This is a genomic window from Micromonospora sp. DH13 (genome assembly GCF_020873825.1).
In the GTDB taxonomy this organism is placed as follows: Bacteria; Actinomycetota; Actinomycetes; order Mycobacteriales; family Micromonosporaceae; genus Micromonospora; species Micromonospora haikouensis.
The window spans coordinates 20,039-33,534 of record NZ_JAHWGR010000055.1 but is presented as its reverse complement, the minus strand read 5'-3'; the positions used below and the strand labels follow the sequence as shown (position 1 = coordinate 33,534).

The 13,496-nt window shown below is 69.7% G+C and carries 11 protein-coding genes, 1 tRNA gene and 1 pseudogene; 1 reads left to right on the top strand and 12 read right to left on the bottom strand.

Annotated elements, in window-relative coordinates:
- Positions 1–174: 174 nt before the first annotated feature.
- The 12 genes and pseudogenes from LPA42_RS31765 to ald form a co-directional block, all read right to left on the bottom strand.
- Positions 175–342: pseudogene (locus tag LPA42_RS31765) on the bottom strand (IS5/IS1182 family transposase); the annotation flags it as partial.
- 109 nt (positions 343–451) lie between these two features.
- Positions 452–1,840, bottom strand: coding sequence for a group II intron reverse transcriptase/maturase (ltrA, locus tag LPA42_RS31760; RefSeq protein WP_077939466.1), 1,389 nt, complete (start codon positions 1,838–1,840; stop codon positions 452–454).
- 194 nt (positions 1,841–2,034) lie between these two features.
- Positions 2,035–3,666, bottom strand: a complete 1,632-nt coding sequence (locus LPA42_RS34650) for a restriction endonuclease (RefSeq protein ID WP_077939464.1) — start codon at positions 3,664–3,666, stop codon at positions 2,035–2,037.
- 137 nt (positions 3,667–3,803) lie between these two features.
- Positions 3,804–3,877, bottom strand: a tRNA-Pro gene (locus LPA42_RS31750).
- Between the two features lie 758 nt (positions 3,878–4,635).
- A complete protein-coding gene (gene der / locus LPA42_RS31745; RefSeq protein WP_077939463.1) occupies positions 4,636–6,039 on the bottom strand; it encodes a ribosome biogenesis GTPase Der in 1,404 nt (467 codons plus the stop codon).
- Positions 6,036–6,716 carry a (d)CMP kinase gene (gene cmk / locus LPA42_RS31740; protein WP_077939462.1) on the bottom strand — a complete coding sequence of 227 codons (681 nt, stop codon included), beginning with the start codon at positions 6,714–6,716 and terminating at the stop codon, positions 6,036–6,038. The genes der and cmk overlap by 4 nt, the downstream gene beginning before the upstream one ends.
- A gap of 189 nt (positions 6,717–6,905) precedes the next feature.
- The gene (locus tag LPA42_RS31735; protein WP_077939461.1) at positions 6,906–7,676 is read right to left on the bottom strand and encodes a pseudouridine synthase; all 771 of its coding nucleotides are present in this window, start codon (positions 7,674–7,676) and stop codon (positions 6,906–6,908) included.
- Positions 7,663–8,490 (bottom strand): SMC-Scp complex subunit ScpB, encoded by an 828-nt coding sequence (scpB, locus tag LPA42_RS31730; protein WP_228987081.1) that lies wholly within the window; start codon positions 8,488–8,490, stop codon positions 7,663–7,665. The genes LPA42_RS31735 and scpB overlap by 14 nt, the downstream gene beginning before the upstream one ends.
- Entirely contained in the window at positions 8,483–9,502 is a 1,020-nt protein-coding gene (locus LPA42_RS31725) for a ScpA family protein (protein WP_228987080.1), read from the bottom strand. Before LPA42_RS31725 ends, scpB begins: the two co-directional genes overlap by 8 nt.
- 142 nt (positions 9,503–9,644) lie before the next feature.
- A complete protein-coding gene (locus tag LPA42_RS31720) occupies positions 9,645–10,568 on the bottom strand; it encodes a ParA family protein (RefSeq protein ID WP_043968099.1) in 924 nt (307 codons plus the stop codon).
- 209 nt (positions 10,569–10,777) lie between these two features.
- The gene (locus LPA42_RS31715; protein WP_077939460.1) at positions 10,778–11,785 is read right to left on the bottom strand and encodes a site-specific tyrosine recombinase XerD; all 1,008 of its coding nucleotides are present in this window, start codon (positions 11,783–11,785) and stop codon (positions 10,778–10,780) included.
- Positions 11,782–12,897: an alanine dehydrogenase gene (gene ald, locus LPA42_RS31710; RefSeq protein WP_077939456.1), complete on the bottom strand. Its 1,116-nt coding sequence runs from the start codon at positions 12,895–12,897 to the stop codon at positions 11,782–11,784. The genes LPA42_RS31715 and ald overlap by 4 nt, the downstream gene beginning before the upstream one ends.
- 237 nt (positions 12,898–13,134) lie before the next feature.
- On the opposite strand from ald, the gene LPA42_RS31705 reads away from it, so the two are divergent.
- Complete coding sequence (locus LPA42_RS31705) at positions 13,135–13,437, top strand: TM2 domain-containing protein (RefSeq protein WP_308102585.1); 303 nt, start codon at positions 13,135–13,137, stop codon at positions 13,435–13,437.
- Positions 13,438–13,496: the final 59 nt, after the last annotated feature.

Genomic DNA, 13,496 nt, shown 5'->3' with positions numbered 1-13,496 from the left:
GCCGCCGAGGGCTGCGGAAGTGGAGCAGCGTTCTTCTTGTCTGCCATGACGTGGTCCTTCCCGGACAGGATCAACGTCCTGTCCAACGGACCACACCCAGGCCAAACACGGAAAACTACGCAGTCCCGGCCCGGGCAGCCGATCACGTTCCTGAGTGAGCGTTTCGCATGTGTGTCAGTCGGGTGTGTTGAAGGTGCGGCGTTGTTGGCGGGTGGCGGGTCCGCTTCGGGTGAGGCGGCCGAGCATGCCGGCGATCGCGGCCCAAGGGATCATGGCTTCCGAGGTTGCCGGTTGGGTTTCGTAGTCGCGGGCCAGTCGGCGGTGGTGCATGAGCCAGCCGATGGTGTTGGGTCGGGTCCGGGCGCGGTGCCTGGATTGCTCCAGGTCCGTTTCCCGGACCCGCCCGCCGAACCCGGCGTGCGACTCTCACCGCACCGGGCTCTCCACGAGGTCATGCCGTTGGGGGTGGGCTTGTCGGCGTGGGCTGCCAGGGATTCGGGATCTTGGTGCCGCGATAGCGGTATCGGGTCACGGAGACCTTCGCTATCTTGAACAACTCGACCCCGTCGAAAACGATCGGCCGCCACCCTTGCGGGGTGCGCAGCCATCGCTGGATGGCTCTCCAGGTCATGCGGTTGCGGCGCATCACCCAGTTGATCACTCGCCACCAGATGAAGTTCTGCAGGTGGGAGAAGGTGTGCTTGGCGACCGCGTGCTTGAAGTAGTTAGCCCATCCACGCTGGATGTAGTTGATCCTCACCAGCGTTTCCCGGTAGCTCATGTGCGACAACCGGCGGGTCAGTGACTTGATCTTCCGTTTCAGCGCCTGGACCGGCTTGTCGGCGATGAACGTGTAGACATGCCACTTGCTCGTCCCTCGTTTCCGCTGCCAGACGATGCGGAAGCCGAGGAAGTCGACCCCGTCGGCAAGGTGGGCGATCCTGGTCTTGGACTCCGACAGGCGCAGGCCCATCGTCGCCAGGACGGTGCTCACCTGGTCTCGCAGGTCCTCGACGTGTTCCTGGTTGCCGTGGACCAGGACGAGGAAGTCGTCGGCGTAGCGGACCAACTGCCACGTCGCCAGTCCTTTGGCGCGCCGTTGCCTGCGCTGCTGGCCGGTGCCCGCTGCCGCCCATTGCTCGGCGAAGAACTCGTCGAGAACCGACAACGCGATGTTGGCCAGCAGTGGTGAGAGGATCCCTCCTTGGGGTGTGCCGGACGTGGTCTCGTTCCGCTCGCCGAGCTCAGTCATGATCCCGGCCTTGAGGAACGCCTTCACCAACGTGAGCACCCGCTTGTCCTTCACCCGCGCTCGCACCCGGCCCATCAGAGCCGGGTGGTCGATACGGTCGAAGCACGCCTCGATGTCCGCGTCCAGCACCCACCGGTAACCGGCGGTGGCCAGATGATGGATCTCGGCGATCGCGTCGTGCGCGCGCCGGTTCGGCCGGAACCCATACGAGCAAGGCCGGAAGTCCGCCTCGAAGATGGGCTCCAGGACCAGCTTCAGCGCCGCCTGGACCACACGGTCCGTGATGGTCGGTATCCCGAGCCGGCGTAGCTTTCCGCCGGTCTTGGGGATCATCTTCTCCCGTACTGGTAGCGGCCGGAACGTGCCGGCCTTCAGCAGGAAACGGACATGGTCCAGGAACACCTCGGGCCCTGCCATGCTCACGTGCACGGCGGTGACGCCGTCCACGCCAGCAGTGCGGGCTCCGGCATTCCCGGCGACCCGTTGCAACGCCACGACCAGCGTGGCCGGGTCGCTGACGAAGTTGTAGACATCGTCAAACCGGCGACCGTGGTCGGCCACCGCCCAACGGTGCAGCTTGGTCTGCATCTCCCGTACCCGTATCCCGGCCTCCTGCGGAGACGGCCACGTGACGGCGGTATCCACCACCGTGTCTTCGTATGACAGCGGTATCTTGAGATGCTGGAGCGGATCACATCTTCCGCTCCAGCATCTCAAGCCCTCAAACAAGAATACCGGAAGGTAATTCCTGCATACCCACAACGCATCGCAAAAGCTGCGCCTTACCGAAGTTCATAGGCTCGGATAAGGTGTGGCCTCTCGCCAAGGAGAGCCTCTAAGCTAGCATCGTTCCACACCTCGATACTCGGTCGCCCACTTCGCGCGTTATGTCGCTCAATCCAGGTCACAGCATCCGCCGTGAATCTGCCGCTTGTTGCGATCACAAGGACGTCGAATGGTGGATCTTGCCAATGCTCCAGACTTACTACCGCCTGATTCACATCCACGTCGCGAACGGAAGTCGAAAGCCAGTGCTTGCACTGAATGGCAACCCTTTGCGAACTGTGCCCGCTCAACGGGTCTTTGCGCAGACGAACCGCACTTACGTCCCGACCGTGATCCGGGGCATTAGTATGCATCAACCAATCAACGTTCTCATATCCATCTGTCTCCACAACCAGCTGGAAGATGAGCCGCTCAAACGTGGCCGAGTCAATTTTTCCCCATGAAAGCTCAAGTCCCGCTCGCCTTAGAGGAAGATCAAGCGGCGAATAAGACATCGGGTCGTCGAGCCCCAGCGCCCTGGAGAAAAGAATGTGCGACAAGGTGGATAGCGGCAAACGTGAGTCCCTCTGGTAGACGCTCACTTGCCAACCCTGAGCGTAGGCCCGGTCCACCTCTGCCGAGATCCTCGTTACCGCACTATTAGCAGCTTGCTTTACGGGAACCCGCTCTCTCGCAAGGTATGCAGCGCTCTCCTTTGCGGATCGCCAGATAAAATAGAATACCTGCCCGATAGAGAACCACTTAAGCGCGCGCCGGAGCACATCGTCCGTCTTCTTCCCTGGAGTAAAATCCAGACCATGACGCCCGAGCATATGAACCAAATACGCTTTACACTCAGCGACGGCTAGGTCTGTCCAGAATTCAGAGAACTGGCTAGTCCAGCGATCCGGCCAATCCTCCCGAGAGACAACGCCAGCGAAACTCTTTAGATACCCGTCCACCCGTTCCTCAAGCGAGCCACTACCCGACAGGTAGTAAGAAACAAGTGCCGGATAGTGAGAGTCCCCTAGAGTTCCATCATCGTTCCAGACGAAGGCATCTCGCGACGACGAAGGGTGCAGTCGCAACAGCCCCAAGTTTGTTAGTGAGCTAAGCAGAGAGAAGTCATAATCGAAGGTTGGGGTATACCGATCGGTACGTCCAACCAAGGGAACAGTAATTCCACGCGAGCACTCTTCAGCATCTTCAAGGAGCGCCGCTAGTGCGAATGCCACCGGCATATCTAGATGCTCAGCACGAGGCGTCAGTTCATCTTCTACGACTGCGAAGCGGTCGAGGATGATTGCAGCGAAGGCTTCCTCTTCGCGCTGGCGTTGCTCCGCCTGCCTTCGCTGCTCCTCTTCCTTGCAACCCCGACACGGATGGTTCGCGTAGCGAGCGCCTTCTGTCCACTGTGCCCGTGACCTGTAAACGAAGCCCTCACCGCAGTGGCTACAGCGACGGTCCAACGAGACGGCATTGCAAGCTTCGGAAACGATCCTACTTACCTTGAAGGGCTCATTGAACCGCTCGCCTAGAACCTTGACGGTGTAGAGAAACGTACCGTCTTCCCTCGTGGCCCAGTACATTGAGCAGAGTTCAGCAAGGTGCTCATGCTCCGGATGGAGCTTGACCTCGAACCCTGGCACAAGCCCTCCCGCCCCCCGGAGCGACTCTCATTCAGGGGCACTGCGGCCACCTTGGGTCCCCAAGTGGTCCCCCAACAGTCAAGGTCAGGACGTCTCCTATGCACGGAAAGACACTCCTGACCTGCTGCTTCACACCGTCGGGACGGCCGGATTCGAACCGACGACCCCTTGACCCCCAGTCAAGTGCGCTACCAAGCTGCGCCACGTCCCGATGCTCCCGCGAGGCACTTGCTCCCTGCGACAGCCGGTACAGCTTAACGCACGATCTTCCGCACGCACGCATCGGCCCCGCCCCCGATTGCCGACCCGCACACCCGCTAGAGCATCCTAGGAGGATAGGGGGAAGCCTTTCCGACGGGCGGTGATCGGATCTCGGGCCCCACGCACCGTAGGGCGTGTCAGATTGGCCGGGCGGGCACCATTCACTGGGCGTGAGTCCATGCCAGGCCGCCCATGCTTCCCGCCCGGCCTCGGCGCTCCACCCGCCCAGCGCCCGCCGCACCTCCGCCACCCGCCGCGCATTCTCGCCTGCCACGTCACGGGCCTTCTGAACGTAGATAGTTGCTGTTCGTCCGCGACGACAACTGTCCACGATCACAGCGGTAGGGGTTTGGCGCCATCGGCGGGAGCAGGGGCGTACGGGGTGGAGGCCGGGCATCCCCGAAGACGTAGGGACGCAGGCCCGGCCCGGCTCGAAGGACAGGCAGGAGCGCGCCGACCCGGGATAAGGACGCGAACGGCACGTTGAGCCAGCTGAGGACGCAGACGGCACAGCAGCCGGACGAAGACGTAGACGGCCCGCCATGCCAGACAAGGGCACAGATGGGCACACCAAGGCACCGGGCACACGCCCGGCCCCGCTACGCGGGGCCGGGCGTGTTCGCCGAGGGTGGCGTCAACCGGCGGCAGGTGGATCAGGGGAAACGGACAAGCAGGCAGGGCGCGAGGGGAACAGGAGGCGGTACGCCGTCAGCCGTGCGCCTTGCCCCGACCGCCCGGACCGAGCTTCTTGCGCGGGCGTACCGAGATCTCCACCGGGCTGCCCTCGAAGCCGAACTCCTCGCGGAGCTTGCGCTCGACGAACCGCTGGTAGCCGGCGTCCAGTGGCGCGGTGGTGAAGAGCACGAACCGCGGCGGGGCGACCCCCGCCTGGGTGGCGAAGAGGATCTTCGGCGCCCGGCCGCCGCGCACCGGGTGCGGGGTGGCCTGCACCAGAGCCGTCAGCCAGGAGTTGAGCTGCGCCGTGGGCACCCGGGTCTCCCAGCTCGCCAGGGCCTTGCGCAGCGACGGGGCGAGCTTGTCGACCGCCCGGCCGGTCTTGGCCGACAGGTTGATCCGCAGCGCCCACGGGATGCGGCGCAGCTCGCGCTCGATCTCCTTGTCCAGGTAGTACCGGCGGTCGCCGTCGACGAGGTCCCACTTGTTGAAAGCGATGACCAGGGCCCGACCGGCCTCGGTGACCATGGACAGGATCCGCTGGTCCTGCTCGCTGATCGGCTCGCTGGAGTCGAGCAGCACCACGGCCACCTCGGCGGCTTCGATCGCCCCCGCGGTGCGCAGGCTGGCGTAGTACTCGGTGCCGCTGGCCTTGCCGACCCGCTTGCGCAGCCCGGCGGTGTCGACCAGTTGCCAGGTTTCCCCGCCGATCTCGACGAGGCTGTCCACCGGGTCGACGGTGGTGCCGGCGACGGAGTCCACGACCGCCCGCTCCTCGCCGGAGAACCGGTTGAGCAGGCTGGACTTGCCGACGTTGGGCCGGCCGACGAGGGCCACCCGGCGCGGGCCGCGAGGGCGGTTCTCCACGATCGTCGGGGCCTCCGGCAGCGCCTGGAGGATCCTGTCGAGCAGGTCGCCGGAGCCCCGGCCGTGCAGTGCCGAGATCGGGAACGGCTCGCCGAGGCCGAGCGACCACAGCGAGGTCGACTCCATCTCGATGGTGGTGTTGTCGGCCTTGTTGGCCACCAGGATGACCGGCTTGGCGCTGCGCCGCAGCATCTTGACGGCGGCCTCGTCCACGTCGGTGGAGCCGACCATGGCGTCGACCACGAACAGCACCACGTCGGCGGTGGCGACGGCGATCTCGGCCTGCGCGGCGATCGCCGCGGCGCGGTCCTTCGCGTCCGGCTCCCAGCCGCCCGTGTCGACGACCGTGAACGCCCGGCCGGACCACTGCGCGTCGTAGGGAACCCGGTCCCGGGTCACCCCGGGGATGTCCTCGACGACCGCCTGCCGGCGGCCGATGATGCGGTTGACCAGGGTGGACTTGCCGACGTTGGGACGGCCGACGACGGCCACCACCGGCACCGGGCCGGTCGGCTCCTCGGTGTCCGCGTCCGGCTCGCGCAGCTCCACCCAGCCCTCGTCTGTGGTCACGCCACGCCCCGCTCGGTCAGCAGCGCGCGCAGCCGGTCGACGACCTCGTCGATGCCCAGCTCCGTGGTGTCCAGCACCACCGCGTCGGCGGCCTGCTGCAACGGGTCGGCCTTGCGGGTCGAGTCGAGCCGGTCGCGACGGGCCAGGTCGGCGGCGGTGGCGGCCACGTCGGTGGCGTCCTCCGCGCTGCGCCGCTGGGCGCGCGCGGCCTCGGAGGCGGTCAGGTAGACCTTCAGGTCCGCGTCGGGGGCGACGACCGAACCGATGTCGCGGCCCTCGACGACGATCCGGCCGGCCTTCGCGATCAGCTCCCGCTGCCGGGCCACCAGCAGGGCCCGCACCGACGGTACGGCGGCCACGGCGGAGACCGCGCCCGTGACCTCGGGGCCCCGGATCTCGGCGTCGACGGTCACGCCGTCGGCGGTCACGGCGTACCCCTGGGGGTCGGTGCCGATGCGCAGGTCGACCTCGGCGGCGACCTTGCCCACCGACTCGGCGTCGGTCAGGTCGACCCCGGAGCGCAGCACGGCCCAGGTGATCGCCCGGTACATCGCGCCGGTGTCCAGGTAGCGGGCCCCGAGGCTCACGGCGAGCCGCCGGGAAACGGTGGACTTACCCGAACCGGACGGCCCGTCCACAGCGACCACGCAGCGCCCGGCCCGTACGTTTTCCTCCACCGTGATCCTCCTCAGCCCGTGCCTCGCGGGGCCCGGCGGCCCGTCGCGAGCGGTTTGTCGTCGTCGTCAATCATGCCCGCGGCCCGTCGAGGGGCCGCGCGCGACGCCGTCGGTGGCGACCCACGCCACCGTGCGTCCCGTCCGGGACGTCACGGAAGCCTACCTGTTGGGGTACCCCGTCCTACGGGGTCAGTCACCCACCGCCTTGAACAGGGCGGCGACCTCGGCGTTGGTGAGCCGCCGGGTGCGACCGGCGCGCAGGTCGCCGAGGCGGATCGGCCCGATCGAGGTACGCACGAGGCGCGACACCGGGTGCCCGACCTCGGCGAGCAGGCGTCGGACGATGTGTTTGCGCCCCTCGTGCAGGGTCAGCTCCACCTGGGCGGTCTTGCCCAGGGTGTCCACCACCTTGAAGGAGTCGACGGTGACGGGGCCGTCCTCCAGCTCGACGCCGGCGGCCAGCCGCTTGCCGAGGTTGCGTGGGATCGGCCCGGCCACCTCGCACAGGTAGGTCTTCGGCACCCCGTACGACGGGTGGGTGAGCCGGTGGGCGAGGTTGCCGTCGTTGGTGAGCAGCAGCAGGCCCTCGCTTTCGGCGTCGAGCCGCCCGACGTGGTAGACCCGCTGCTCCACCCGGTGGCCGATGAAGTCGGACAGGGCGGTGCGGCCCTTCTCGTCCGCCATGGTGGAGACGACCCCGCGGGGCTTGTTCAGGGCGAGGTAGACCAGCCGGGTGTCGGCCTGGAGGCGCTCGCCGTCGACGAAGATGACGTCGCGGGTGGGGTCGGCCCGGTCGCCGAGCTGGGCCACCTTGCCGTTGACGGTGACCCGGCGGCGGAAGATCAGGTCTTCGCAGGCGCGGCGGGATCCCACGCCGGCGGCGGCCAGCACCTTCTGGAGGCGTTCGGCCCCCTCGAAGACGGGCGCGTCGGTCTTGGGGGCACGGTCATCGCGTCGCATCGGCAAGCTCTTCTACGTCGTCGGGGAGGAACGGGGCGAGCGGGGGCAACTCGTCGACCGAGTTCAGCCCCAGCTTCTCCAGGAACATCGTGGTGGTCCGGTAGAGGAAGGCGCCGCTGTCCGGTTCGGCACCGCACTCCTCGACCAGCCCGCGGGAGACCAGCGTACGGAGCACCCCGTCGCAGTTGACACCCCGGATGGCCGAGATGCGCGAACGGGTCACCGGCTGCCGGTACGCGACCACGGCGAGGGTCTCCAGCGCCGCCTGGGTCAGCCGGACCGACTGCCCGTCCAGCACGAACCGCTCGACGTACGTGGCGTATTCCGGGCGGGTGTAGAGCCGCCAGCCGCCAGCCGCCCGGCGCAGCTCGAAGCCGTGCCCGGCGGCGGTGTAGCCGGCCGCGATGTCGTCGAGCATTGGGCCGATGCGCTCCGGGGACTGTTCGAGGACCTGGGCCAGGGTCAGCTCGCTGACGGGCTCGTCGACCACCAGCAGGATGGCCTCCAGCGCCCCGCGCAGTTCCGCGTCGTCGAGCGCGGGGGCCGGCGGTGGCACGGGAGCGGCCCGGCGCCGCGAGGCCCGCTGCTTCCGCTCCCCCGCCTCCGCCGCCTCCGCCGCCTCCGCCGCCTCCCCCGCCAAGGAGATCTTGGAAGAATCCGGCCCCTCCGGGGGCCGTTCGTTTCCAAGATCTTCCCGGGCGGCCGGCGGCGGGGCGGGGGGTTCCGGTGGGGCGGGGGGACGGGGGCGGTTCCAGGGCGGGACCCAGGCGGCGGCCTGGTCGGCCAGGGAGTCCCGGCGTTCCTCGTCACTCATCACGCTGCTCCTCGCCGTCCACGGCCTCGCCGTCCACGGCCACGCCGTTGCCGTCCTTGTCGTTGCTCGTGCCCGGCTCGGACGGGGCGCCGGCATACTCGTCGACGTGCAGCTCGGTGCCGCCGTCGGCGGGGCCGGTCCAGCGGACGGTCAACTCCTCCAGGGCCTGTTCCTGCACGAAGGACACGAGGCCCTCCCGGTAGAGCTCCAGCAGCGCCAGGAACCGGGCCACCACCTCCAGGGTGGCCTCGCAGTCGGCGCAGAGCAGGGAGAATGTGGCGACGCCGGCCCGACGCAGCCGCTCGGCGATGATCCCGGCGTGTTCCCGGACGCTGACCCGGACCAGGTGCACGTGCGCGATGGACACCTCGGGCACCGGCTTCGGCGTCATCGCCCTGACCGCCAGCTTCAGCAGCCGCTCGGGACCGATGCCGAGCACCAGGTCGGGCAGCGCCTCGGCGTAGCGGGCCTCGAGGGTCACCGCCCGGGGGTAGCGCCGGCCGCCGACCGCCTCCAGCTCGGCGATGTGCGCGGCGGCCTCCTTGAACGCCTTGTACTGCAGCAGCCGGGCGAAGAGCAGGTCCCGCGCCTCCAGCAGCGCCAGGTCTTCCTCGTCCTCGACCTCGGCGGTGGGCAGCAGCCGGGCCGCCTTCAGGTCCAGCAGGGTGGCGGCGACCAGCAGGAACTCGCTGGTCTCGTCCAGGTCCCACTGGTCGCCCATGGCCCGCAGGTAGGCGATGAACTCGTCGGTGACCCGGTGCAGGGCGACCTCGGTGACGTCCAGCTTGTGCTTGCTGATGAGCTGGAGCAGCAGGTCGAACGGGCCGGTGAAGTTGTCCAGCCGGACGGTGAACCCGGTGGATTCCCCGCCCGCGCCGTCGCCGGCCGGGCCGCCGCCACCGGCCACGCCAGCAGCACCGTCACCTGCCACGCCACCGGAACCGGCCACGGGGGGCGGCGGTGCGGCGGGCGGGTCCAGGGGCGGCGCGGTCACCGGACGACCGTAGTCCACGCCCTGGGCACCGCGACGACAAGGCCGCCCCGGACGACGAGGTCACCCCGGGCGCCAACAAAGCCGCCTCGGCGGGGCGCGGCCACCGACCGCTGGTGCGTCCCCGGCCGGGGACACGCGCGCCGACGACGGGCCACCCGGCCTACCGCTCCGCCTGCGCGGCGATCACCTCGCGGGCGAGCTGCCGGTAGTTGCGGGCGCCCGACGACGCTGGGTCGAGGGTGGTGATGGGCGCCCCGGCCACCGTGGACTCGGGGAACTTCACCGTCTTGGTGATCACCGTCTGGTAGACCTTGTCGCCGAACGCCTCGACCACCCGCTGGAGCACCTGCCGGCAGTGGGTGGTGCGGCTGTCGTACATGGTGGCGAGGATGCCCTCCAGCTCCAGGTCGAAGTTGAGCCGCTCGCGCACCTTGTCGATCGTGTCCAGCAGCAGGGCCACGCCCCGCAGGCTGAAGAACTCGCACTCCAGGGGGATGAGCACGCCGTGCGCGACGGTCAGCGCGTTGATCGCCAGCAGGCCGAGGGAGGGCTGGCAGTCGATGAGGATGTAGTCGTATTCCTTGCGGATCGACCTGAGCACCCGGGCGAGGGCCATCTCCCGGGCGACCTCGTTGACGAGCTGTATCTCGGCGGCGGAGAGGTCGATGTTGGCCGGCAGCAGGTGCAGCCCCGCCACGTCCGTCTTGATCAGGACGTCCTCGGCGGTGACGTCGTCCTGCATGAGCAGGTTGTAGACCGACAGGTCGAGGTTGTGCGGGTTGACGCCGAGGCCCACGGAGAGCGCGCCCTGCGGGTCGAAGTCGACCAGCAGCACCTTGCGGCCGTATTCCGCGAGCGCCGCGCCCAGGTTGATCGTGGTGGTGGTCTTGCCGACGCCGCCCTTCTGGTTGGCCATCGCGATGATCCGGGCCGGCCCGTGCCGGTCGGTGGGCATCGGCTCGGGGATCGGCTTGCGCATCGTGTAGGCCGCCGGGTCCGCCGGCCCGAGGTCCGCGCCGAGCGTGGCCTGCTGCTCGCGGAGCTCCGTCGTCCAGGTCTCGGCACGGTCACCGTTGCCAGCCATGTCCTCGTTGCCCCCTCCCGACGACCACCTGGCGTCGGAGCCGTCCGACGTCCCTCGCGGCGCCGCGGCGCACCCCGGTCCTGTCGCCCCGCAAGGTCCGCGCCATGCCGACTGTACGCCACCGGTCAGCAGGGCGTTCGGCACCGGTACGGCGTGTCGGCCCCGACCGGCCGGTCCCGGTGGGCGGGGCCGGTCGACGCGTCCCGCGGTCAGCCGCGGGCGCGGGGGTGGGCGGTGGCGTACACCTCGCGCAGCCGCTCCACGGTGACCAGCGTGTAGACCTGGGTGGTGGTCACCGAGGCGTGGCCGAGCAGTTCCTGCACCACCCGCACGTCGGCCCCGCCGTCGAGCAGGTGGGTGGCGTACGAGTGGCGCAGGGTGTGCGGGGAGACGGCGTTCGCCCCGTCCACCGGCAGCCCGGCCCGCTCGGCGGCCCGCCGCAGGATCGTCCACGCCCCCTGCCGGGTCAGCGCGCCCCCGCGCGCGTTGACGAACACCGCCGGGGTGCCCCGGCCGGCGGCCACCAGGGCCGGTCGCCCGCGCACCAGCCAGGCGCGCAGCGCCTCGACGGCGTACCCGCCGACCGGCACGAGGCGGGTCCGGCCGCCCTTGCCGCGCAGCAGCACCGCCGCCTCGCCGCTGTCGAGGCCGTCGAGGTCGTCGATCGCCGCGCCGACGGCCTCGGAGATCCGCGCGCCGGTGCCGTACAGGAACTCCAGCAGCGCCCGGTCGCGCAGCGCCAGCGGCGCGCCGTCGCCGGTGGCGGTCACCGGGCCGGCGGTCTCCAGCAGCCGCACCACCGCGTCGACAGGGAGCGCCCGGGGCAACCGGCGCGGCGGGGCGGGCGGCCGGACGTCGCGGCTCGGGTCGGCGCCGGCCAGCCCCTCGCGCAGGGCGAAACGGTGCAGCCCGCGCACGGCCGACGCGGCGCGGGCGGCGGAGGAGACCGCCAGGGGCGGGTGGTCGTCGTCGCCGGCGCGCAGCCGGGCCAGGTGCGCCTCGACGACGCCCGCCCCGACGGTGGCGAGGTCGGCGATCCCGGCGGCGGCGAGGGTGGCGAGGTAGCGGTCCAGGTCCCGGCGGTACGAGGCGAGGGTGTTCGCGGACAGGCCACGCTCGACGGTGAGGTGGTCGAGGTAGCCGCGCAGGGCCCGGCGCAGGGCCGGCGCGGGTTCCGCGCCGGCCCCGTCCGGTGCCCCGGTGCGCTGCCCGGTCAGGCCAGCACCTCGGCCAGCGGCAGGGTCGGCATGCCGTGCGCCTCGGCGACCGGCCCGTAGACGACCTGCCCGTCGTGGGTGTTCAGGCCCAGCGCCAGGGCCGGGTCGCGGCGCAGGGCCGCGCGCCAGCCGTGGTTGGCCAGCTCCAGGGCGTACGGGAGGGTCACGTTGGTCAGCGCGTAGGTGCTGGTGTGCGGCACCGCGCCGGGCATGTTCGCCACGCAGTAAAAGATCGAGTTGTGCACCTGGTAGGTCGGCTCGGCGTGCGTGGTGGGCCGGGAGTCCTCGAAGCAGCCACCCTGGTCGATGGAGATGTCGACGAGCACGCTGCCCGGCTTCATCCGGGAGACCAGCTCGTTGGAGATCAGGGTCGGGGCCTTCGCCCCGGGGACGAGGACCGCGCCGATGACCAGGTCCGCGTCGAGCACGGCCCGCTCGATCTCGTACGCGTTGGAGGCGACCGTCTGCAGGTGGCCCCGGTAGATGGCGTCGGCCTGGCGCAGCCGGGCCACGTTCTTGTCCAGCAGCAGCACCTCGGCCTGCAGGCCGAGCGCGATCGCGGCGGCGTTCATGCCGGACACGCCCGCGCCGATGACCACGGTCTTCGCCGCGTAGACGCCGGAGACGCCGCCCATCAGGATGCCGCGCCCGCCGCCCTGCCGCTGCAGGTGGTACGCGCCGACCTGCGGGGCGAGCCGGCCGGCCACCTCGGACATCGGGGCGAGCAGCGGCAGCGACCGGTCGGGCAGCTCCACGGTCTCGTACGCGATGCCGGTGACCCCCCGGTCGACCAGCGCGTCGGTGCACGCCTTGGACGCGGCCAGGTGCAGGTAGGTGAAGAGCACCTGCCCGGCGCGCATGCGGTGGTATTCCTCGGCGACCGGCTCCTTGACCTTGAGCACCAGTTCGGCGGTGTCCCACACCTCGTCGGCGGTGGCCAGGATCTTCGCGCCGGCCGCGGCGAACTCCTCGTCGGTGATGCTCGACCCGACGCCGGCGCCGGACTCGACGAAGACCTGGTGGCCGCTGCGGGTGAACTCGTTGACGCCCGCGGGTGTGATGGCCACGCGGTATTCGTGGTTCTTGACCTCGCGAGGGATTCCGACCTTCACGATGCAGACACCTCTCTCCGGGGCCGACCCGCCCCGACCGCCCGGTGCGCGGAGGCTCCGTTGCCGCCGCGGTCCACCGTCCCGCCGGCGGCAGTCTAGGCGGGCCGCCCGTTTCGCGGCGCCGACACTGTGCCATCCCGTGCCCGGGGGTGCTGACGATGTGTCAGGCATCGATGGGGCCGGCGGTGGAGAGCGGATCAGCCGTTCCGCCAGTGTTCGCCTCCCATCGTCCCACCGGTGGGGTGCCGCTGCGGACAGGACGCGAGTCGATCACTATGGTTTCGCCCCATGACCACTCCTTACCAGCAGTACCCGCAGGGCGTCTCCGACAAGAGCAAGGTCGTCGCGGGTGTACTCGGCATCCTCCTCGGCGGCTTCGGCGTCGGGCGGTTCTACATGGGCGACACCAAGACCGGCGTGCTCCAGCTCGTCGTGACCCTGGTCACCTGCGGCTTCGGCGCCCTCTGGGGCACCATCGACGGCATCCTGATCCTGGTCAACGGCGGCGTCGACGGGCAGGGCCGCCCGCTGCGCGACTGATCTCCACCTCGTCTCGAAGGGGCCGTGCGGCGCGCCGCACGGCCCCTTCCCGTCACGTT